Source organism: Corynebacterium afermentans subsp. afermentans, assembly GCF_030408355.1.
GTDB classification, from domain to species: domain Bacteria; phylum Actinomycetota; class Actinomycetes; order Mycobacteriales; family Mycobacteriaceae; genus Corynebacterium; species Corynebacterium afermentans.
Window position 1 is genome coordinate 1,588,853 of sequence record NZ_CP046606.1, and the last position, 20,892, is coordinate 1,609,744.

General features: G+C 65.6%; 21 protein-coding genes. 4 read left to right on the top strand and 17 right to left on the bottom strand.

Features of this window, described 5'->3' with window-relative positions:
* Positions 1–17 precede the first annotated feature (17 nt).
* The 8 genes from CAFEA_RS07585 to CAFEA_RS07620 form a co-directional block, all read right to left on the bottom strand.
* Positions 18–1,538 (bottom strand): UDP-N-acetylmuramoyl-tripeptide--D-alanyl-D-alanine ligase, encoded by a 1,521-nt coding sequence (locus CAFEA_RS07585; protein ID WP_063938803.1) that lies wholly within the window; start codon positions 1,536–1,538, stop codon positions 18–20.
* On the bottom strand, positions 1,535–3,019 hold the full coding sequence (locus CAFEA_RS07590) for a UDP-N-acetylmuramoyl-L-alanyl-D-glutamate--2,6-diaminopimelate ligase (protein ID WP_063938804.1): 1,485 nt from the start codon (positions 3,017–3,019) through the stop codon (positions 1,535–1,537). Before CAFEA_RS07590 ends, CAFEA_RS07585 begins: the two co-directional genes overlap by 4 nt.
* A gap of 21 nt (positions 3,020–3,040) precedes the next feature.
* Complete coding sequence (locus CAFEA_RS07595; protein WP_082855747.1) at positions 3,041–5,023, bottom strand: peptidoglycan D,D-transpeptidase FtsI family protein; 1,983 nt, start codon at positions 5,021–5,023, stop codon at positions 3,041–3,043.
* 97 nt (positions 5,024–5,120) lie between these two features.
* Positions 5,121–5,774, bottom strand: coding sequence for a cell division protein FtsL (gene ftsL / locus CAFEA_RS07600; protein WP_143313162.1), 654 nt, complete (start codon positions 5,772–5,774; stop codon positions 5,121–5,123).
* A 21-nt stretch (positions 5,775–5,795) separates the two neighbouring features.
* Positions 5,796–6,809 carry a 16S rRNA (cytosine(1402)-N(4))-methyltransferase RsmH gene (gene rsmH, locus CAFEA_RS07605; protein ID WP_063938806.1) on the bottom strand — a complete coding sequence of 338 codons (1,014 nt, stop codon included), beginning with the start codon at positions 6,807–6,809 and terminating at the stop codon, positions 5,796–5,798.
* Positions 6,810–7,000: 191 nt separating this feature from the next.
* Positions 7,001–7,435, bottom strand: a complete 435-nt coding sequence (gene mraZ, locus CAFEA_RS07610; RefSeq protein ID WP_063938807.1) for a division/cell wall cluster transcriptional repressor MraZ — start codon at positions 7,433–7,435, stop codon at positions 7,001–7,003.
* A 416-nt stretch (positions 7,436–7,851) separates the two neighbouring features.
* On the bottom strand, positions 7,852–8,244 hold the full coding sequence (locus CAFEA_RS07615; RefSeq protein WP_063938808.1) for a DUF3040 domain-containing protein: 393 nt from the start codon (positions 8,242–8,244) through the stop codon (positions 7,852–7,854).
* Between the two features lie 90 nt (positions 8,245–8,334).
* Positions 8,335–8,772: an SAV_6107 family HEPN domain-containing protein gene (locus CAFEA_RS07620; RefSeq protein ID WP_253705027.1), complete on the bottom strand. Its 438-nt coding sequence runs from the start codon at positions 8,770–8,772 to the stop codon at positions 8,335–8,337.
* 152 nt (positions 8,773–8,924) lie between these two features.
* Here CAFEA_RS07620 and CAFEA_RS07625 point away from each other — a divergent pair, with 152 nt between their 5' ends.
* Genes CAFEA_RS07625 through CAFEA_RS07635 form a run of 3 tightly spaced genes read left to right on the top strand, consistent with a single transcriptional unit; the run spans position 8,925 to position 12,119 of the window.
* Entirely contained in the window at positions 8,925–9,488 is a 564-nt protein-coding gene (locus tag CAFEA_RS07625; protein ID WP_063938809.1) for a GNAT family N-acetyltransferase, read from the top strand.
* 43 nt (positions 9,489–9,531) lie between these two features.
* Positions 9,532–10,614 carry a polyprenyl synthetase family protein gene (locus CAFEA_RS07630; protein WP_286131500.1) on the top strand — a complete coding sequence of 361 codons (1,083 nt, stop codon included), beginning with the start codon at positions 9,532–9,534 and terminating at the stop codon, positions 10,612–10,614.
* On the top strand, positions 10,614–12,119 hold the full coding sequence (locus CAFEA_RS07635) for an alpha-(1->6)-mannopyranosyltransferase A (protein WP_063938811.1): 1,506 nt from the start codon (positions 10,614–10,616) through the stop codon (positions 12,117–12,119). The genes CAFEA_RS07630 and CAFEA_RS07635 overlap by 1 nt, the downstream gene beginning before the upstream one ends.
* On the opposite strand, the gene CAFEA_RS07640 is transcribed toward CAFEA_RS07635, so the two are convergent.
* Entirely contained in the window at positions 12,022–12,384 is a 363-nt protein-coding gene (locus CAFEA_RS07640; protein ID WP_063938812.1) for an Rv2175c family DNA-binding protein, read from the bottom strand. The genes CAFEA_RS07635 and CAFEA_RS07640 overlap by 98 nt on opposite strands.
* A 25-nt stretch (positions 12,385–12,409) precedes the next feature.
* Between CAFEA_RS07640 and CAFEA_RS07645 the strand changes: the two genes are divergently transcribed.
* Positions 12,410–13,756 carry a protein kinase domain-containing protein gene (locus tag CAFEA_RS07645; RefSeq protein ID WP_063938813.1) on the top strand — a complete coding sequence of 449 codons (1,347 nt, stop codon included), beginning with the start codon at positions 12,410–12,412 and terminating at the stop codon, positions 13,754–13,756.
* Between the two features lie 240 nt (positions 13,757–13,996).
* Here CAFEA_RS07645 and CAFEA_RS07650 read toward each other — a convergent pair whose 3' ends face one another.
* The 8 genes from CAFEA_RS07650 to CAFEA_RS07685 form a co-directional block, all read right to left on the bottom strand.
* Positions 13,997–14,290 (bottom strand): hypothetical protein, encoded by a 294-nt coding sequence (locus tag CAFEA_RS07650; protein WP_126857000.1) that lies wholly within the window; start codon positions 14,288–14,290, stop codon positions 13,997–13,999.
* Positions 14,291–14,695: 405 nt separating this feature from the next.
* Complete coding sequence (locus CAFEA_RS07655) at positions 14,696–16,084, bottom strand: class II 3-deoxy-7-phosphoheptulonate synthase (protein WP_063938814.1); 1,389 nt, start codon at positions 16,082–16,084, stop codon at positions 14,696–14,698.
* A 77-nt stretch (positions 16,085–16,161) separates the two neighbouring features.
* Positions 16,162–16,674 (bottom strand): polyadenylate-specific 3'-exoribonuclease AS, encoded by a 513-nt coding sequence (locus CAFEA_RS07660; protein WP_063938815.1) that lies wholly within the window; start codon positions 16,672–16,674, stop codon positions 16,162–16,164.
* A complete protein-coding gene (locus tag CAFEA_RS07665) occupies positions 16,675–16,890 on the bottom strand; it encodes a hypothetical protein (RefSeq protein ID WP_034998511.1) in 216 nt (71 codons plus the stop codon).
* Positions 16,887–17,615, bottom strand: coding sequence for a lysophospholipid acyltransferase family protein (locus tag CAFEA_RS07670; RefSeq protein ID WP_063938816.1), 729 nt, complete (start codon positions 17,613–17,615; stop codon positions 16,887–16,889). The genes CAFEA_RS07665 and CAFEA_RS07670 overlap by 4 nt, the downstream gene beginning before the upstream one ends.
* A 14-nt stretch (positions 17,616–17,629) precedes the next feature.
* Positions 17,630–18,583 (bottom strand): ROK family protein, encoded by a 954-nt coding sequence (locus CAFEA_RS07675; protein WP_063938817.1) that lies wholly within the window; start codon positions 18,581–18,583, stop codon positions 17,630–17,632.
* Between the two features lie 11 nt (positions 18,584–18,594).
* Positions 18,595–19,743: a glycosyltransferase family 4 protein gene (locus CAFEA_RS07680; RefSeq protein WP_216635705.1), complete on the bottom strand. Its 1,149-nt coding sequence runs from the start codon at positions 19,741–19,743 to the stop codon at positions 18,595–18,597.
* A complete protein-coding gene (locus CAFEA_RS07685; protein WP_253705028.1) occupies positions 19,727–20,749 on the bottom strand; it encodes a C40 family peptidase in 1,023 nt (340 codons plus the stop codon). The genes CAFEA_RS07680 and CAFEA_RS07685 overlap by 17 nt, the downstream gene beginning before the upstream one ends.
* Positions 20,750–20,892 lie beyond the last annotated feature (143 nt).

Genomic DNA, 20,892 nt, shown 5'->3' on the forward strand with positions numbered 1-20,892 from the left:
TTCTCTACGTCGAGTGTCTACCTAAGCGTATGCCCTCGAAGGAGCGCCTCCGCCACCACCCATAGCCGGGCGGCGTTGGAAGCCTTGACCAGCACAACATCCCGGTCGTCGCGCTCGCGCCAATTGTCCTCCCCTGCTGGCGCGGACGACAACAGCTCGCGCACGGCCTGCGCGGCTTCGTCGGTGTCGGTGACGGCGGTGGTGTGGATGCCTCTGTCCCCGGCACGCTGAGTCAGCGCTGCCATCGCGTCGGACTTGCCGACGGCCACAAGGTGCGTCACCCGGTAGCGCGCCAACTCGTCCGCGAGCAGCGCATGCTCCTGCGTGGCGCCCGCGCCAAGCTCGCTCATCTCGCCGAGCACGGCCACCGAGCGCACGCCCGGGCGGGCAGCGGCGGTATAGCCCAGCGCAGCGATGGCCGCGCGCATGGATTCGGGGTTGGCGTTGTAGGCGTCGTTGATCACGGTCACGCCGTCGGCGCGCGTGTTGACGTCCATGCGGTTGACGGACACCGAACTCGCCGCGGAAAGCGCCTCGGCCACGGTGGCTGCGTCCATGCCCAGCTCCGTGCCCACGGCCGCCGCGGCGAGCGCGTTGCCCACCTGGTGCGCGCCGAACACGCCAAGCGTGACGCGCTGCGGCTGCTCGTTCGGGGTGTGCATAGTAAAGGACGCGCGAGCAACCGCGTCGAGCTCGACGCCCGTAGCGTAGTAGTCTGCGGCCGTGTTGCCGGATTTGGAGAAGGTGACCACGCGCGCGTCCGTGCGGTCGGCCATGCCGGCGACGAGCTCGTCGTCCGCGTTGAGCACTGCGACGCCGGTGTCAGGCAGCGCCTCCACCAGCTCCCCCTTCGCCTTTGCGATGTTTTCGCGGGAGCCGAACTCGCCGATGTGCGCGGAGCCGACGTTGAGCACCACGCCGATCTTCGGCGGCGCGATGGCGGCCAGATGCGCGATGTGGCCGACGCCGCGCGCCGACATCTCCGCGACCAGAAAGTCTGTGTCTTCGGTGCAGCGCAGCACCGTGTACGGGTGGCCGATCTCGTTGTTGAAGCTGCCCGGGGGCGCCACCGTCTCGCCGGCGCGCGAGAGCACAGCCGCGATGAGGTCCTTCGTCGACGTCTTGCCCGCAGACCCCGTCACACCGACGATGGTCAGCCCGTGCGCGGCCGTCAGCTCTCGCGCGACAGCGGACGCCAGCTTGGACATGCCGGCCACCACGCCCGCCGCGGAGCCGTCCGGGTCGTTCGCCGCCAGGTCCGAGTTGTCGCCTTCGCGGGGCGGCAGCTTCTCGACGATCACCGAAGGCCTGCCCACCTCCCTCGTCGTCAACGACGCGGCGGCGCCGGCCTCGGCGGCCTTGTCCACGAAGTCGTGCCCGTCCACGCGCGCGCCCGGGAAGGCGACGAAGAGCCCGCCGGGGCCGATTTTGCGCGAATCGAACTCCACAAACCCGGTGACGTGCGTGTCCGGGTCTGCTTCCGGGCTCAAGCGCCCGCCGGTGATCTCGGCGATGCGCGCCAGCGTCATGTCGATCATGCTCGAGATTGCCTTTCTGTGATTGCCCTGCGCATCTCTTCGCGGTCGTCGAAGTGCAGTTTCTCGGTGCCTACGAGCTGGCCGACTTCGTGGCCCTTGCCCACCACGATCACGGCGTCGCCTGGTTGCGCCCACTCGACGAGCGCGTCGATGGCCTTGCCGCGGGGGCTGACTTCGACAATTTCAGCGTCCGCGTCGGCTTCGCGCGCGCCAGCGAGCACTGCGGCGCGGATGGCGGCGGGATCCTCGGTGCGCGGGTTATCGTCGGTGACCACCACGAAGTCTGCGCTCTTGGCGGCCTCGGCCCCCATCAGAGGGCGTTTGGAGGAATCCCGGTCGCCGCCCGCGCCGACGGCCACGCCGATGCGGCCTTCAACCTGTCCGCGCAGGGTAGCCAGCACCGCGCCGATGGCGGCCGGCTTGTGGGCGTAGTCCACGACGGCGACGAAGGGCTGCCCTTCGTCGATACGCTCCATGCGCCCCGGCACTGCCGCTTGCTCCAGGCCGTGCAAAAACGGTGCAAGTTCCACACCAGCGGTTGTCGCGACCGCCGCTGCGAGTGCCGCGTTGGCCACGTTGAACGCGCCGGGCATAGGCAGGGTGAACTCGTAAGTGTCGTCGGCGGTGAGCTGGATGCGTTGGCGGCCTTGGTCGTCGATACGCACAAGTTCCGCGGTCACATCAGCGTCGCCCGTCGTGGCGACGGTGACCGGCGCCTCGGCGAGCTCGGCCATGCGCTGGCCCCACTCGTCATCGACGCAGACGACGCTGCGCTTGGCGCGCATCTCGCTGTCCGGTTCGAAGAACAGCGCCTTCGCCTGGAAGTAATCCTCCATGGTCGGGTGGAAATCCAGATGGTCCTGCGAGAGGTTCGTAAACGCCGCGACGTCGAAGTCCGAACCGGTGACGCGGCCCAGCATCAGCGCGTGGGAGGAGACCTCCATGACCACGTGCGTGACGCCCTCATCACGCATCTGCGCGAAAAGCCGCTGCAGCATCGGCGCCTCGGGCGTGGTCAGTTCCGTGGCCACGTCGCGGCCCATGATCTTCGTGCCGGTGGTGCCGATCAGCCCCACCTTGCAGCGGGCAGCGGTCAGCCCCTTTTCCAGCATGTACGTGGTGGTGGTTTTGCCGGAGGTGCCGGTCACACCGAGGAGCGTGAAGCTTTGCGACGGCTGCCCGTACACCTCAGCCGCCACATGCCCCAAGATGGCCCGCACGTCATCGACCACTAGCACCGGGCGGTGGTCGGCCGTCTGCTGGATAATCGCCAGGCCGGCCTCGTCGGTAAGTATGGCTCCCGCGGCGGAGTCGAACGCGTAAGTCGCGCCGTGCACCCGGGTGCCGGGCAGCGCGGCGAACAGGCCACCGGGCTCGACGTTCTGCGAATCCAGGCCCACGAACGTCACCGGCGCATCCGAGCTCGGCGGGTTAACAATGCGCGCGCCAGCGATGTCGGCGAGTTGCTGCAAGCTTGTCATGTTTTTCAAACCTCCATCTGTCTACTGGCCCTGCAACGGGTACGGCTCCGCCGGCGGGCTCAGCGGCACGTTCTCACGGTTGAGCAACCATCCCGAAATCTGCTTGAAAATCGGGGCTGCGGACTGCCCACCGTTGCCGCCCTCGAGCACGCCGCGCTGTGGCTCGTCCAGCATGATGGCGACGACGAAGCGCGGGTCGTCCGCGGGTGCGACACCGGCGAAGGTGATCCAGTAGGCGCTGTTGGAATACGCGCCGGTGTCCGGATTGACCTTCTGTGCGGTGCCGGTCTTGCCGGAGAACTGGTAGCCCTCCAGATTGTTGCCCTGGGCAGTTCCGTTGTTGACACCTGCCGGGTCCTCCTGGAACGCGGCGCGGAACATATCCAGTGTGGTGTGCGCGGCCTCCTCGCTGATCACGCGGGTGCGCTGCGGTTCCTCCTGCGGGATCTCTTCGCCGTCCGGGCCGGTGATCTTGTGGATGATGCGCGGCTCGATCCGCTCGCCCTCATTCGCGATGGTCTGGAACACCCCGGCCATTTGCAGCGTGGTCCAGCTCATGCCCTGGCCGATGGGCAGGTTGGCAAACGTGCCGCCGGACCACTGTTCCAGCACAGGAAGCAGGCCCGCGGACTCGTTGGGCAGCTCAATGCCGGTGCCCTGGCCGATGCCGAAGCGGTTCAGGTAATCCCAAAACCTCTCCTCCCCCAGGCGCTGGGCCAGCTGGAGCGTGCCCACGTTGGAGGACTTACCGAAGATACCCGCGGTGGTGTACGGCACCACGCCGTGATCCCACGCGTCGCGCACCGTAATGCCCGCCATGTCGATGGAGCCCGGGACTTGGTGCACCTCGAACGGGTCGGTCAGCCCCTGGTCAATTGCCGCGGCTGCGGTGATCACCTTTGCCACGGAGCCGGGTTCGAAGGGGTGCGACACGCTCGGGTTTTCAAAGTCCTTGCCCTGCTTCACCTGCTGGTCCACGTTGCCGTTCGGGTTGATCGTGTCGGTGTTGGCCATCGCCAGCACTTCGCCCGTGTGGGTGTCCAGGACCACCGCCTGGGCTTCCTTCGCCAGTGAGTTGGCCTTGGCCTGTTCCAGGGTCTGCTGGACGTAGGTCTGCAGGTCCAGGTCGATAGTCAGCTCGATCTGCGCACCGCCGACGGCCGGAACGACGTCGCGAAGCGAGCCCGGAATCGACTGGCCGTTCGCGGACACGTCCTCGGTGGAACGGCCGTCGATGCCTGTCAGGTCCGCGTCGCGGGAGGCTTCCATGCCGAACTGCCCCTGGCCGTCCATGGAGACCTTGCCAATGATGTTCTCGCCGACCGCGCCATTCGGGTACTGGCGGATGTCCTGGTGGTCCGCCGCGATGCCGTGGAATGCCTCCGCGACGGTTGCGGCCACGTCCGGGTCGACGTTGCGCACCAGCACCTCGTAGCTGGAGTCCGCATGCAACTTGTCCAGGATCTCCTTGGCGCTGACCTGGCCGACCTTAGTGGTCGGATCGCCGGTGGCGGTGTTCGCTGGGGCGTCACGCACCACTTCTCCGTCGCCGATCATCCCCGGGATCTCGTTCGCCATGGTGCGCAGCACGTCCTCGACGCGTGCGTCCACCTGGGCTGCAATCTCCTCCGCGGACAGCCCGTCTACACGCATCTCCAGTTCCTGCTGCTCTTTGAGCTCCCTGCGCAGTTGCACGGGGGACACGGTCAGGGAGCGGGCTTGCATGGTGTAGGCCATCTTGTTGCCGTCGCGGTCTAAGATCTCGCCACGGCGCGCACGGTCCACGTAGGTGCGGCTGCGCTGGTCGTTAGCTTGCTCACGTAGTTCGTCGCCGATAATCACCTGCACCCAGAACAGGCGGCCAATGAGCAGGGCTGCCACCGCCAAAAAAGCGATGCCGAGCCAGTACACACGCTTACCCGTAATCTGCTTCTGTGAAGCCTGCGCAGGATTCGTCCCCTTTTTCTCTGGCTTTACCTGCGCATTCGCGCTAGTGCGTGGCACTGCTCACCTCCCTGTCCACTGACTGGTACCCGCCGTTAACGTCGACAACCATCATGCCCCGCCCCCGGGCAGATACCTAGGTGCGCCACGCCAGCTGTCAGGGCCGGGCCGCAACGTTTGCCTGGTACGGCGCAAGACTGTCAATGCGCGGTGCGTTCGCGGTGCGGCCCGGGCGCTGCGTCAGCGCATCCTCGAGCTCCTTCGTCGCGCGGTCGTCGGAGGATGCGCGGGAAGCCGGGCGGCCATCGCCGTTGACGTCCACCAGCTTGGAGGCGGACTCCGGGTTATACGGGCGCTGCTCCTCAGCGTGGCCCTCTTCATTGACCGCTACAACACCCGGCTCGCCAGCGAGCACCATGCCCATGGAATCCGCGCGCTGCGCAAGAGCTGCCGAGGAACGGCGGTCCTCCAGATCCCGGTTGAGGGACTCGACCTCGTCGACCAGCTGCTGCTCCTTGGCCTGCAGCTTCTGGATTGCGAAGGTCTGCGTGGTGGCGATGCCGGAGAGGATCATCGCCGCGGCGATGCCGATGACCAGCAGCGGCAACGCGATCTGGGACAGCGAAGAGAACTTCGAGCGCACCCGTGTGGTGGCCACGCGGCGTCCGCGGACGGACACCACCTGGTTGGACCCCAAACGGCCGCGGGACCGCGGGTGCTCCACATGTGGCTTCACGCCAGGCATGGTGCGGCGGGCTGTGCGGGTCTGGTTACGTGTCAGCGTTGCCGATCGCGTTGCTCGTGCGGCCATGGTGTCCGTCCTTTGTCGGGCTTAGAGGGTGGGTTGGGATGGGCTGAGTTTTTCAATGCAACGCACCCTCACGGGCGCGGCGCGGGGGTTGCGTTCGATTTCGTCTGCCGGGGCCTTCTCCGCGCCGCGGGTGACGGTACGGAACTCCGGTTCGGTGCCCGGCAGATCCATCGGCAGGCCAGCCGGGGTCTTCGATGTGGTGAGCTCGTTGAACGCGGCTTTGACAATCTTGTCTTCCAGGGACTGGTAGCTCATGAACACCGCACGCCCGCCGACACCAAGCAGGTTGGTGATCACGGGCACGACGTTTTCCACCGCCTCGAGCTCGCGGTTGACCTCGATGCGCAGCGCCTGAAATGTGCGCTTGGCGGGGTGGCCGCCGGTGCGGCGGGTCGCCGCCGGGATGGTGGCGTACAGCAGCTCCACCAAACGCGCGGCGCGGTCGAACGGCTCGCGGTCACGCTCTGCGATGACGGCGGATGCGATCTTGCCGGCGAAACGTTCGTCGCCATACGTCTTCAAAATCCGGGCCAGATCGCCGTGGCTGTAGGTATTGAGCACCTCGGCCGCGGTAATGCCCTGCGTTTGGTCCATGCGCATATCCAGCGGGGCGTCGCCGCGGTAGGAAAAGCCACGTTCCTGCTGGTCCAGCTGCATAGAGGACACCCCTAGGTCGAACAAGGCGCCCGCGATGCCGTGCTCGCGGGCGGTGTCGAAGATCTCGCCGGTGTTGTTCGCCACCACCTCGTCGACATGGTCGAAGCGGGACTGCACTGCGGTGAAGCGATCTTTGAAAGGCGCCAAACGTTCCGACGCCTGACGCAACGCGTTCGGATCCCTGTCCACACCGATCACGCGGGCGTTCGGGAACACGTTGAGGAAGTGCTCTGTGTGGCCTCCGGCGCCGAGCGTGCCGTCGATAAGCACTGCATTTGCCCCGAACGCCTCGACGCTGGGCGCGAGCAGTTCAGCCATGCGGTCGCGCATGACGGGGACGTGACCGTGCGGGTCGTCAGCGAGCGTGAAGTCCGCCATGCCATGCCCTCCGTGTCCCTCGTAGTGTCCCTAGCTCGTGCGGTGTGTAAGCGTTATCAGCGCGGGGAGCGCATAGGGCCCTGCCCGGGGCGGCTGTTCTGATGTCGGGGAAGTACACCAGAACGCTTCTCGCCCCGGACAGAGTCCGTACACGCTCTCCGTAGTCGATGCCTGCTGCCGGGTAGTCAGCCCTACAGCAGACCGGAGAGAATGTCGTCGTCATCCGCCGCGGAGAACGCGGCTTCAGTCTCTTCTTGATACTTGTTCCAGGACTCGAGGTCCCAGATCTCGAGAAAATCCACCGAACCGATGACCACGCACTCCTTGGAAAGGTTCGCGTAATCGCGGTGCGCCGGAGACAGGGTGATTCGCCCAGACCCGTCGGGCGTTTGCTCATCCGCGCTGGCGGCCAGGTTGCGGATAAATGCGCGCGCCTTGGGGTTTGTGCGGGATGCCGCTGCGGCCTTGCGGGCGCGGCCGGCGAACTCATCGCGCGGGTAGACCGCTAACGAGTGATCCTGCCCCTTGGTCACCATCAGCCCGTCCGCGAGGTCCTCACGGAACTTCGCGGGGAGCGTTAAGCGACCTTTGTCGTCGAGCTTGGGAGTGTAGGTTCCCAGAAACATCCGGCGACCTACCTTCCTTCGCTTTCAGACGTTGGCTGTGAAATTTTCTCGGCTTCGTTCCGTACCGCGCACGTAGTCAAGATGCGCACCACGTCACTCCGCTGGGCCCCACTTTAACCCACTTTCCCCCACAAACGCCACACCTCGGCGATTATTTGTTCTGGCGTGTCCTGTTGTCGCAGTTCAAAGGATACTTTTCGCTGTGGGGAGTTTACCCGTAATGTCGCACACCATCACTCACACATGCCACTTAAAACATCGTTATCCCCACACATCACGCGCTAAATGAGACGCTGATTCCCCACTTTCGACGCATATGGGGCGCCAGTGGGGAGAAGTGGGGGATTTAGGGAAAGCACGAAAAAACGCCTTCCCGCTCTAACGGAAAGGCGTTGTCTGTGTGCGAAGCTTAAACCTTACTGACGGTCCTCAAAGCGCCGACGGAAGCTCTCCTCCATGCTTGCGCTGCGCTGGGTGCGCGGCTTCGCTGGCCGCGACGCACGGGCAGACGAGGACGGCTGGTGCGTCGGAGTACGCAGGGCCATGATGCCGCCGAAGAGCATGACGGCGAAGCCGATGATGCTCAGCACAATCGTCCAGGTGCTCAGGCTCGCCAGTGCTACGCCGCCGAGCAGCAGCACGAGACCTAAGACAATCAGCGCGACGCTGCGCATGGTCAATTGGCCGGTCTTGGGTGCGGAACCGAAGCCAGATTCAGTCACGACACTGCTGCCGAACTTCGGGTCGTCCGCGAAGAGAGACTGCTCAATTTCGCGCAACGCCCGCATTTCCTGCTCAGATAGAGACACTGCTCACTCTCCAGATACCGATGGCGGACTGACATTATCCGTATAACGGCCATGGTACGCAGATTGTTCCCGTGCCCCACATCCATCCCGTTAAGCGACCATCGGCATCTCCCCTGCCCGGGTAGACAGATAGAACTCCTCCGCATCCGAGAGCAGCCGGTGCACCACAGCCGCACCTGGATCAGTTTCAATGCCGGACGCCACCCTGCCGCGTTGCGTCGAATAGCGCTTGAACACAGTGGCCCAATGCGCCCCATCCTCACCCGTGAGCGCCAGTTTGTCCCACGCGCTTGTGGGAAGGCGCTTGCGCTTGCGCACGATCGGCGAGCTCACATTACGCGCCCCGGCAACCCGCAGCGCCGCACGATAAGCGTTTTCCATTGCCACGTCGTGGCGGCCCGCCTCGAAGTCATCGTGCGCCAGACCAATCAGTTCCTCGGCGGCCGCCAGGAATTGGTCGGCCTTACTTACACGCGCGCCCCGCCCGTACACTGCGCCGGTTGTTGCTGAAACTACGCTTCCCATCATTGTGTCCTCCTGCGGAAACATCGCTTTTGTCTAAGTGATGGGGTCACCCTAAAACACCCGTTCGACACCACCCGACGCCCATGGGAACACTCGTTCGAATCAATCTGTGGGTTCTTTCCACGCCGAGCACCCGCAAGTGATTCCATAGAGGGGTGACTGCAACCATCCAGCGCCTCACGGCAGCCGAGTTCCTCATGCTCACCCCAACACTCGTAGACATCTATATAGAGGCCATGGGGTACCCGAGGACCATGCGCCGACAACGCATCCAGGTGTGGAAGGGCGAGGTGCGCTCCCCCGGATTCACCGCGGTCGCAGCGATCGATACAGGCCAAGTCGTGGGCATCGCCTACGGCTTCATCGGCACCCGCGAGCGCTGGTGGGACCGTCAGCTCGTGCGCGCGATGCACGCCAACGGCGGGATCACAGACCAGGACCGGGACATGCTGCGCAGTTACTTCGAAGTCGCCGAGGTGCACGTCTCCCCCGCACTGCAAGGCAAGGGCCTGGGCTCCCGCCTGCTCACGGAACTGCTACGGGAGGCACCGACACGCTGGGCGCTGCTGTCCACGCCGGAAATTGCAGGCGAGGCGAACAACGCTTTCGCTCTCTACCGCAAATTCGGGTTCACGGACGTGGCGCGCAATTTTCTCTACGAGGGGGATAAACGCCCTTTCGCCATCCTCGCCCTCGAACTGCCCAACCGCACTGAGTAGTGTTGCGGGAAGAGGAAAGATTTCAGGCACAAGGAGCGTGGGCGTGACAGATCTTGGGCTCAAGGACGTACCGGCACAGGTAGGTCAGCACCTGGAAGCGTTTTTCAACGAGCGCGCAGCTGCTATCGAGACCATTGGTGAGCCTGTCGCCCAGGCGGTCAGCCACCTGCGGCGCTTCGTCCTCGGCGGCGGCAAGCGTGTGCGCCCCACCTACGGCTGGGCAGGCTTCGTCGGCGCGGGTGGCTTACACGGCACCGAGGACCCCGAGGCGGTGCTTCGTGCGGTGAGCTCGCTGGAGCTGATTCAGGCGTGTGCGCTGGTGCACGACGACATCATCGACGCCTCCGACACCCGGCGCGGCAACCCCACGGTGCACCGCGCGATCGAGGCGGAGCACCGCAGCGAGGGCCTGCTCGGCTCCGCAGAGGAGTACGGCATAAACGCCGCGATTTTGCTCGGCGACCTCGCCCTTGCCTGGGCCGAAGACATGTGGCGCTACTCCGGCGTCTCCCAGGACGCGCTCGCTCGCGCCGCGGAGCCGTGGGTGGGCATGCGCACCGAGGTCATCGGCGGCCAGTTGCTGGACACCATGCTTGAAAGCCTGGGCAGTGAGTCGGTGGAGATGGCCAATCGCGTCAACCGGTTCAAAACCGCGGCCTACACGATCGAGCGCCCACTCCACCTGGGTGCGGCGCTTGCGGGTGCGGGCGAGCCGCTAATCCGCGCATTCCGCGGCTACGGCCGTGACATCGGCATCGCCTTCCAGCTCCGGGACGACCTGCTCGGCGTGTTCGGCGACCCAGCGGTCACCGGCAAACCAGCAGGCGACGACATCCGTGAGGGCAAGCGCACGGAGCTGTTCGCTACCGCCCTTGAGCTGCTCGACCAAGCCAACCCGGCCGCCGCGCAGGAACTGCGCGACGGGATTGGGAATACGGAGGATGAGGCGGAGCTGCGTCGATTAGCAGAGCTCATTCGCTCCAGCGGCGCAGAAGACGCGGTGGAGGCGCGCATTGAAGAACTCACCGCCTCCGGCCTGGGCTTTTTGGACGGCGCTGGCATCGACGACGCCACCGTGGAAGCGCTCACCGGGCTCGCGCACAAGGCCACCGACCGGCGGATGTGATGCGTCCGCAGAGTTTGGGCGTAGCCGCCTGCGCGCTGATTGCCGTGGGGTCCTTCGGCGCCGGCGCGACCCGCTACCGCGGCGGCCTGCTGCGCGCCGCCGGCCTCGAGCACCTGTCCTACGGCCACGGCCGCGCGCTGATGGACTTGCTGCTCACCGCCGGCATTTTCGGCCTGGTACTGGCGTGGGTGCTGCTGTGGAAGACCCGCCCCGGCCTGGCGCAGGTGCGCCGCAGCGTGTGCTGGTGGGCGGGCATCCTCGCGGTGTCTGCGCCGATCCTGTCGCGCGACGTGTACTCATACCTCATGCAGGGCGCGATGCTTCGCGACGGCTACGACCCCTATTCCGAAGGCGCCGCCGTCAACCCGGGCCCGTACCTATGGGAGGTCTCCCACGACTGGCGCAACACCACCACCCCGTACGGGCCGCTCCACCTTGGTATGGGCAAGGCAGTGACGTGGCTGGTCGGCGAGAACGTCACGTTAGGCCTGGTGGTCTACCGGCTGTTCTCGTTGGCCGGGTTCGCGCTGATCATGTGGGCCCTGCCGCGCATTGCCAAGCAAGTCGGCGGCGACCCCGCGCTCGCTTTGTGGCTGGGCGCGGCCAACCCGGTGATGCTGCTGCACCTCATCGGCGGCATGCACAACGAGGCCGTCATGGTCGGTCTGGTCAGCGTGGGGCTGTTGTGGTGCCTGCGCAGCCGCTGGTGCACCCCCGGCATCGCGCTGATCGCGCTGGCGGTGTCGCTGAAAGCCACCGCGGCGGTGGCCCTGCCGTTCGTGGTGTGGCTGATGGTCAAGCGCCGCAGCGCAACCACCCTCGGCGCCGCCGGCATGCTTGTGGCCTGCGGCGCGTGGGCGCTCGCCGTCAACGTCGCGGTGATCCAGCTGGTCACATGGGCGTCCGGCACCACCTGGGGGTGGCTCGAAGAGATCACCGGCAACTCGAAGGTGATCAATCCGCTCGCCGGCCCCACCCTCGCCGCCGAACTCATCACGCCGGTGCTCCAGCTTTTCGACGACACGTTCCGCTACAACACCGCCCTCACCTGGACCCGCACGATCTTCTCCGCGCTCATGCTCGTGGGCCTGGCTGTCGTGTGGTGGATCTTCCGCCCCCGCCGCGGCGAGGACTACGAACGCCGCGCCGTCGCCGGTACCACCGCCGCCTACGCCGTGGCGTTTGCCACCAACGCGGTGACGCTGCCCTGGTACTACGCCTCCGTCATCTCGCTGGCTGGCACGTTTAAGCCGCCGGCTTGGGTGGTGCGGGTGACCGTCGGGGCGTCGATAGTCGTGGCACTGGCGTTCAAGGGCAGCGGCAACCACCGCCTCTACGACATGTGGTTTCTCGCCCTCGCGGCGATCGCCGCCGTGGTGGCGGTGGAGTGGCTGTTCCGGGATCCGCCTAAAACGCCATCGCCTGCGCGCGGCGGATCACTTCGCGCGCCTTTTGGCCGTGCAGCGCGTCCACAGGACGCCCCGGCAGAGACTCATCCGGCGTGAACAGGAACGCGAGGATCTCGTCGGCGTCGTAGCCGCCGTCGGAAAGCACGGTGATCGCGCCGGAGACGAACTTGCTCAAGCCGTCCTCGCCGAGCAGGCGCGCCGGCACGACCTTCTTGCCGTCCTGGACATAGTGCACCAGCTTCTTCGCGCCGATGTAGTCGTGCACCTTGGTCACCGGCACGCCCAGCCTCTCGGCGACATCCGGGAACGGCAGCAGGGTTTCGTCGATAAGCAATGGCTCAAGATTCGTTTGTGCGCTCACGGTCCGCGATTCTACTCTGGTGCACATGGCAACCTTGCGCGCAGGCACGACTCTGGACGGGCGTTACGTTGTCGACCGCCCAATCGCACGCGGTGGCATGGCAACCGTCTACCGCTGCGTCGACGCACGCCTCGGGCGCGAAGTGGCGGCGAAAGTCATGCTCGAGCAATACGTGCACGACGAAGTTTTCCGCGAACGCTTCCGCCGCGAAGCACGCGCAATGGCCCAGCTCAGCCACCCAAACCTAGTCAACGTCTACGACTTCTCCGCATCCGGCGGGGAAGTATTTTTGATCATGGAACTGATCACCGGCGGCACCCTGCGCGAACTACTCGCCGAACGCGGCCCCATGCCCCCGCACGCCGCCGCGTCCGTGATGCGCGGCATGCTCACCGGCCTCGCTGTCGCGCACGCGAAAGGCATGGTCCACCGCGACATCAAACCGGACAACGTACTCATCGACGCCTCCAGCCGCGTCAAACTCTCCGACTTCGGCCTCGTGCGCGCCGCCGCCGAAACCACCCAATCCACCGACCAAATCGTCGGCACCGTCGCCTACCTCTCGCCCGAACAAGTCGACGGCGGCGCACTGACCGCAGCCTCCGACGTCTACTCCGCCGGCATCGTGCTCTTCGAGCTACTCACCGGCCGCACCCCCTTCGGCGGCGATACTCCCCTGGCCCACGCGTACGCCCGGTTGCGTTCCGATGTGCCCGCGCCGTCGTCGCTGATCGCGGGGGTGCCAAAGCTTTTCGACGAGCTCGTGGCCACCGCCACCGCCCGCAACCCGCAAGACAGGTTCCACGACGCCGCAGAATTTTTGGCGGCGCTGGACGACGTGGCCAGCGAGCTGCGACTGCCCGCCTACACCGTGCCCGCCCCACGCAACTCTGCCGCGCACCGAGCCGCCGAACACCCGACCAATTTTGGGCTGGCTGCAGGGGTTGGCGGTGCTAGCGGTACCCCGAGTGCTCCGGGCACTCAGAGCGCCGCCCACCAGCGCCTTTTCCCCGGCGACGACGCCCCCACCCGCGTCTCCCCCTCTCCCGCCAGGCCCGCCCAGCCAGCACCCGGCCCGGCGCGCGGCCAATGGCCCGCGGCTGGTCCCGTACCTGGCCCGGCCGCAGGTCCCACACCTGTTCAGAGACCTGCTCCGAGGCAGATCTCGCCCAACAACCCGGATGTTCCTTCCACCCGCGAGCCCGCTTCCCAGCGTCCCGTCGTTAAGCCAGTGTCGAACCGTTCCCCATTCGCCGTGGCTCTTTACACCGTGTTCGTGATAATCGCGATCATCGCCGTGGCGCTGGGGGCTTGGTGGTTCGGCTCCGGCATGTACGGCGAAATCCCCGAGATCATCGTGCCCCAGGCATAGCCGGGCGACTTCCACTATGCAGCTACATAGTGTTAATGGGTGCGGACCAACTATTGGTGCCAGCTGAATTGTCCGCAATGCGGAGACCGCAAGCGCCCCTTCGGCCCGGGAACGGGCCCGAACCCCGGAAAGTGGACACGGGGACTTAATCGCGATGCGATAGTACGTGTCGCGGCTTCGAAGGCGAAATCTAGAGGGGGCTAACTGTAATTGGCCTTACAGCGACTCCATATCTATAGGCTATGCGAAGTTTCCATAGCCAGAAATGGTGCTCACCCATAAGAACGCTGTTACGACGAAAGCCGCGGCGAATGTGAAGGCAAAAGCACGCCATGATCGGTCGCTAAGCCGATCCTTTTTCAACATGTAGACAGACATGGCTAATACACCCAACGCCACCAATGAAGGTAGAGGTAGCCCATAGAAGACGAAAGGTATTGGAAGCCATGTGGACAGGAGCACTCCGCCGTAAAGGGTTGCGATGCCCAAGACAATTCCAAAAAGTATTCCCGGAATGATCGTTCTTTCTTTCACAACAAATTCCTTAGGTGTAGACCAACTATTGGCACCCACCAATCAGTCCGCAATGCGGACCCCGCGACAAGCACCCAACCACTATGCAGCTGCATAGTGCTACTGGGTACGAACCAATTATTGGTGCCAGCTGAATTGTCCACAAAGTGAAGTCCGCAAGCGCCCCTTCGGCCCGGGAACCTCGGCTTCTCGTAAGATCTGACGACCGCCTGACATTTCCGCAGATCGCGGAACGCCAAACTCGGCAAAATGTCAACTTTTGCGAGAGCGGCCACCCAACCACTATGCAGCTGCATAGTGTTACTGGGTGTGGACCAATTATTGGCCCCAGCTGAATTGTCCGCAATGCAGAGACCGCAAGCGACCCGCACGAATGGAAGACGACGCCGCGGGCGCCGTCAACAACTAATAGCGCAGCATCTCCGCGACAAGGAAGGACAGCTCGAGGGCCTGCTCGGTGTTGAGTCGGGGGTCGCAGGCAGACTCGTAGCGGCCCGGCAGGTCGACATCGGTGATGTCCTGGGCACCACCGAGGCATTCGGTGACGTTCTCGCCGGTGAGCTCGATGTGGATGCCGCCCGGGTGGGTGCCCAGTTCGCGGTGGACCTCGAAGAAGCCCTGCACCTCGTCGATGATTTTGTCGAAGTGGCGGGTCTTGTAGCCGTTCGAGGAGGTGAAGGTGTTGCCGTGCATCGGGTCGGACTGCCAGACCACTTTGTGGCCGGAAGCCTCGACGGCCTTGACGATGCCCGGTAGCACCTCGCGGACCTTGTCCTGGCCCATGCGGATAACCATGGTCAACCGGCCCGGCACGCGTTCCGGATCGAGCTTATCGGCGTAGGCGACGGCCTCCTCGGGCGTGGTGGTCGGGCCGAGCTTGATGCCAATCGGATTAGAGATCAGGGCGGCGAAGTTGACGTGGAAGTCGTCGATGCCGCGGGTGCGCTCGCCGATCCAGAGCTGGTGGGCGGACAGGTCGTAGAGCCTGGTGTCGCCGTTGGAGTCGGTAGCCAGGCGCAGCATGGCGCGCTCGTAGTCCACCAGCAGCGCCTCGTGGGAGGCGTAGACGTTGGAGGTGCGCAGGTTGTCGTCGCGCACGCCGCAGGCGTCCATGAAGGCCAGAGACCGGGAGATCTCGCGGCCGAGCGCTTCGTAGCGAGCCCCCGCTGGGGAGTTGGTCACGAACTCGCGGTTCCAGTCGTTGATGTTGTGCAGGTCGGCGGTGCCGGACGCGGTCAGGGCGCGGACCAGGTTCATCGCCGCGGAGGAGTTGGCGTAGGCGCGGACCATGCGGGCCGGGTCGTGACGGCGGGCCTCCTCGGTGGGCTCAACGCCGTTGACGATGTCCCCGCGGTAGTTGGGCAGGCCGTTGGCGTCCAGGTCTGAGGAGCGCGGCTTGGCGTACTGGCCGGCGATGCGGGCCAGTTTCACCACCGGCATCGACGCGCCGTAGGTCAGCACCGCGGCCATCTGCAGCAGGGTGCGAACGTTGGCGCGGATGTGGGGCTCGGTGTTGGACTCGAAGGTCTCTGCGCAATCGCCGCCCTGCAGCATGAACGCCTTGCCGTTGGCGACGTCCGCTAGTTGGGTCTTCAGCTCCTCCACCTCGGGGCCGAGCACAACAGGCGGCACAGACTCGAGGATCTTGCGCACATACTGCGCCTGGTTGGGGTCCCAGGAGGGTTGCTGCTTCGCGTCGCGGGAGAGTGCGTCCTGGAACTGCTCATTCAGGTCGCCCGGCAGCGGGGGCAGGTCCGGCAGTACGTCTTTAGGGATGTCGATTGTCCAACTCACCCATTTAGTAGTAGCACGAATCCCCTCGCACTACAACCGTTTTCACCTGCAATTTCCCAATATACGAAGAACGTATCTCACTGTTTGGACACGGAGCCGGAGGCGTCGATAGGCAATGCCTCCATGCACACGCGGAATTTACGCAGGTTGTGGCGCGCATCCACGAGCGCGTCGTGGTTGCCGTCCGGCACCTTGGGCAGACGCGGGCGCCCCGCCATCTGCCAATACTGCTTGAGCTCGCGCGTGTAGCGCGGCAGGTCCTTTGGCAAGCCGGCCATATCGCCCCAGAGCTGGGCGAACACGACGTGATCGTAGGCGCCGACCCAGGCCCACAGCTCCGGCTTGCCGCGGCCGGCGGTGAGGAACTCGTGGGCCTCGTCGCGAATCTGCTGCAGCGGCTTCCACGCCGAGTGCGAGGCGCGCGGCAGCTTGTTCAGCACGTTCTCCCGCACCCATTCGTTGGCGTTGGAGGCGTTGAACTCCGTGCTCACGGCGTAATATTCGCGTCCGTCTTCGGCGACGATGCCGATGGAGACGAGCTCGATGGTGGAGCCGTCCTCGATAAATTCAGTGTCGTAGAAATACCGCATCTACTTGCGCTGCTCCGACCGGATGTCGTCGAGAAGCTCGCGTCTCGACGGCCCCTTCGGCCCGCCGCCGCGGCGGGGCCAAAACATCACCGCGGCCACCGCCAGCACGGCAAGAGGCCCGGCCAGCTTCGGGTACCAGCCGGCCTCGGAGGCGACCAGGTAGATCGCCACCACAACCGCCACCAGCGCAAAACGGATAATCAGTGGTTTATTCACGGGCGTGCCTCCTCCGGGTACTCCCCCGTCTCAGCCAAGGACTTTTTCACGTCCGAGGCGTAGACATCCACATAGTCCTCCCCCACCATGTCCGCGAGGCGGCGCATGCAGTAATCCGTGAACGGGCGCATTACCTCGCGCGAGTCGGGGTCGAAGCCGTTTTCGGCGGCCCAGGCGTGCGGGTGGATCTGCTCAGAAACCTTGATGCGCACCTTCACCGGCCGCGGGACTGTCGTGCCAATCGGGTTCGCTTTACCGGAGCCGATCATGCCGATGAGCACGATCGGTGCGCCGGTGGCCATGGCCACGCGCGCCATGCCGGTGCGGCCCTTGTACACGCGCCCGTCCGGGGAGCGGGTGCCCTCCGGGTAGATGCCGAACAGGTCGCCTTTGTCCAGCACGCTTTCCGCCGCGGTCTGCATCGCGGCGCCGGCGTCCTTGGCGCCGCGGTCCACGGGAATTTGGCCGACCGAGGAGAAGAAGAATTTCTGGATGCGCCCGGACAGACCCGTACCGGTGAAGTACTCCTTCTTCGCGGGGAAGGCGATTTGGCGCCGCACCATCAGCGGCAGGTAGAACGAGTCCAGCACGGCCTGGTGGTTGGACGCCAAAATCGCGGCGCCTTCACTGGGGATGTTCTCCGCGCCCTCGATGGTGGGTCGGTTCCACACCAGCAGCGGCGGCCCGAGAAGAACCTTGAACAGGGAATACCACTTGTTGTTCATCGTTTACTCGCCTTCTACAGCAGTTCACGGGCCAGATCAGCGACCCCGATCATACCCGCCCGGGACCCCAGCTCAGCGCACAGGATCTCCGGTTGCGGGCGGTATCCGGCTCCGACGATGTTGGCGGCCATGGACGCGCGGGCGTCGTCCAGGTACAGGTCCGCGTCTTCGCTCACACCGCCGCCGAGGACGATGTGCGCGGGGTCCAGCACATCGGCGACGATTGCTAGCCCTCGGCCCAGCCAGGTGGAGAAGCTGTCCAGGGCGGCTTGCCCCAGGGGGTCGCCGGCGCGGGCTGCGGCCATGATGTCGTGTCCGCTCGCTCGCTTCTCGACGACCGCCCGGTACACCACCGAATCCCGAAAACTCCCCTTGGTGGCGATTTCAATCGCACAGTCCACCAGCGACGTGCCCGAGGCGTAGCGTTCCAAGCACCCCTGCTTGCCGCAGGAGCACACACGTCCGCCGGGCACGACGGTGATGTGGCCGAACTCGGGCGCGGTACCGAACGCGCCGCGGTAGATCTCACCGTGGTGCATCAGTGTCGCACCGATACCGGTGCCGACGGCAAAGAACACCCAGGTATCCAGCTCGCGGCCCGCGCCGTAGCGGTACTCGCCCCAGGCCGCGGAGTTCGCGTCGTGCTCCAGGCGAACCGGCAGGCCCAGCGCCTGCTCGAGATCACGGCGCACAGGTTGGTCGTCGCGCCAGGCCAGGTGCGGCGCGAAGCGCACGATCTCGCAGTCCGGGTCCAAAAATCCCGCCACGGCCACACCTACTGCACCGATGTCGTGGGATGCGCGCAGCTCGTCGACCATCTTCACGATCGTGCGGGTAAGCCCCTCCGTGTCATGCGGCGTATGGGTGCCGATCGAATCGACGATCACCCCGTCAACGTCCACCACTGCTGCGCGTGCGTTCGTGCCGCCAATGTCGAATCCGACGGTCATCGGTGAGTGAGCAACCATGGAAACGCAGTCTAGTCCCGCCGCGTTTCAGCGCCGCATAGCGCAGCCAGCCGCGCCCCGAGCACGTCCCAGGAGAAGTGCTCGGACACATGCGCGCGTCCGGCGCGGCCCATGAGTGTGCGCCTTTGGTCGTCGAGAAGCAGCTGCGAAATCGCCCTGGCGACGGCACCGGCGTCGCTGCCGTCAACCACCACCCCAGTTTCCGCGGTGACTGTCTCGGGCGCGCCACCGGACTCGCCCGCGACGACGGGCACGCCGCACGCCTGCGCCTCCAGGTAGACGATGCCCAAGCCCTCGACGTCGAGACCGCCCAGGCGGGTGCGCGCGGGCATGGCGAACACGTCCGCGGCCGCGACGATGTCGCGCAACCGCTCCCCCGGCACCGCGCCCGTGAATGCGACGCCCTCGCCCGCCATCGCCCGCAACTTCCGCCCGTACGGCCCGGAGCCGACGATGACCAACCGGGCGCCTTTTGCCTGTCGACGAACCTCCGGCCATCCCCGAATCAGCACATCTTGCCCTTTCCTGGCCACCAGCCGCGAGGAGCAGACCACCAGCGGGTCGTCGCCGACCCCGAGACTCTGGCGAGTGGCGGCGCGCTGAGACGCGCTGGCGGGGCGGAAGAACTCGGTGTCGACGCCGGACGGCAACGCCACAAACCGGGGTCGAGTGCCGAGTGCCGTCAGCCGACACCGGGTGTAGTCGGAGATGTAGGTGACAGTGTCAGCGCTGTGGCCGATGATGCTCAAGACCCGGCGGGCGACGGGCAGCATGCCCCAGCCGACTTCGTGGCCGTGAGTGGTGGCGATGACGTTGGTGGCTCCCGCGCGCTTCGCGGCTGCGCCCATCAGCGCCAGCGGTGCCGCGGCACCGAACCACACCGTTGCAATACCGTGCACGCGGATCAGGCGCTGCACCTCCCGCGCCGTGGCCGGGGTGGGAAGCATGACGCGGCGCGGCCAGCGAACGACCGTGTAGGGCACGGAGGCATCCCACTGGTGTGCAGCCTCGGCGTCCTGCGTGGAGGCGAACACCACGAGGTTTTCCGGGCCCACACGGTTTGCAAGCTCGGCGGCGAAGTCCCGCAGATACGACTGAATCCCGCCCACGGTGGGCGGGAAGTCGTTGGTGACCAGCAGCGTCCTAATAGCGGACTGCACCTTGGACCGGCATGGAGTTCAGCGGCACCACCTGGATCGGGATGCCGTAGTCCGAGGAATGGACCACCATGCCGTTGCCGACGTACATGCCGACGTGCGTCACACCCGGGTAGTAGCCGATGATGTCGCCGGGCTGCAGGGCGTCCATGGACACCGGGGTGCCGCCTGCGAGCTGCGCCTGCGAGGTGCGCGGGATGCCAATGCCGTTTTGGGCGTAGGCCCACACCATCAGACCCGAGCAGTCGAACGCGTCCGGGCCGGCAGAGCCCCAGCCGTACGGCTTGCCCAACTGCGCCATGGCAGCGCCGACGATGCCGGAGTCCACGCCCGGAAGGGACGCGGAGTCCACCGGGTTGTCCTTGTTCATCCAACGCTGGCGGTCCGCCTCGCTCAGGCTGTCCACGCGGCGCTCGATGTCGGCGACGCGCAGCTCGAGCTCCTCGCGCTCCCCCTCGAGCTGCTTGCGCTTGCCGTCCAGCTCGTTGCGGGCGTGCTGCGCCTCAGCCACCGCCATGCTGGCCACGCTTGCGCGCTCGCCGGCAGCACGGTTGGCGTCCTCCAGCTCCGTCAGCGCACGCTGCGAGTTGCGCCCGAGAGCAGCCAGGTATGCCGAGCGGTCGATCGCCTCCTGCGGGTTGCCGGAATCCAGGGTGGTCAAAATAGCGTCGGACTTCGGGATGCGGTAGCGGGACTGCGCGATGTCGCCGACATTCTTGCGCTGCGCATCGGAGACGCCGCGCAGAGACTCCAGCTGCGACTTGGCCTCAGCCGCGCGCGCATTCGCCGACCGCAGCTTCGCCTCGGACTGGGCGATCTCGTCTTCCAGTTCCTTGATCTCCTCTGATTTCGCCGTAGCGTCGTGGGAGACGGACTCCATTTCCTCAATCAACGCGTCAACGTCGTCCGCGTGCGCAATGGGAGCCACCGTTGTGGCGATGACGGCACCAGCGACGGCGGCCGCAAAAACAGCGCGGGGGCGGTTGGAGTGCAGCGAGTGTTTACCCACGTTGGACACCTCTTTAGATTTCGGCGAGACCGAACAAACTATAGCTGCTCCGGAGGCCGCAGCCAAGCAAAATGCTCAACGTGTGATTTGAGTGATCACTGAGGTAAAAGAGAAAAAATGCCCCGTCCGCGTGATGCGGGACG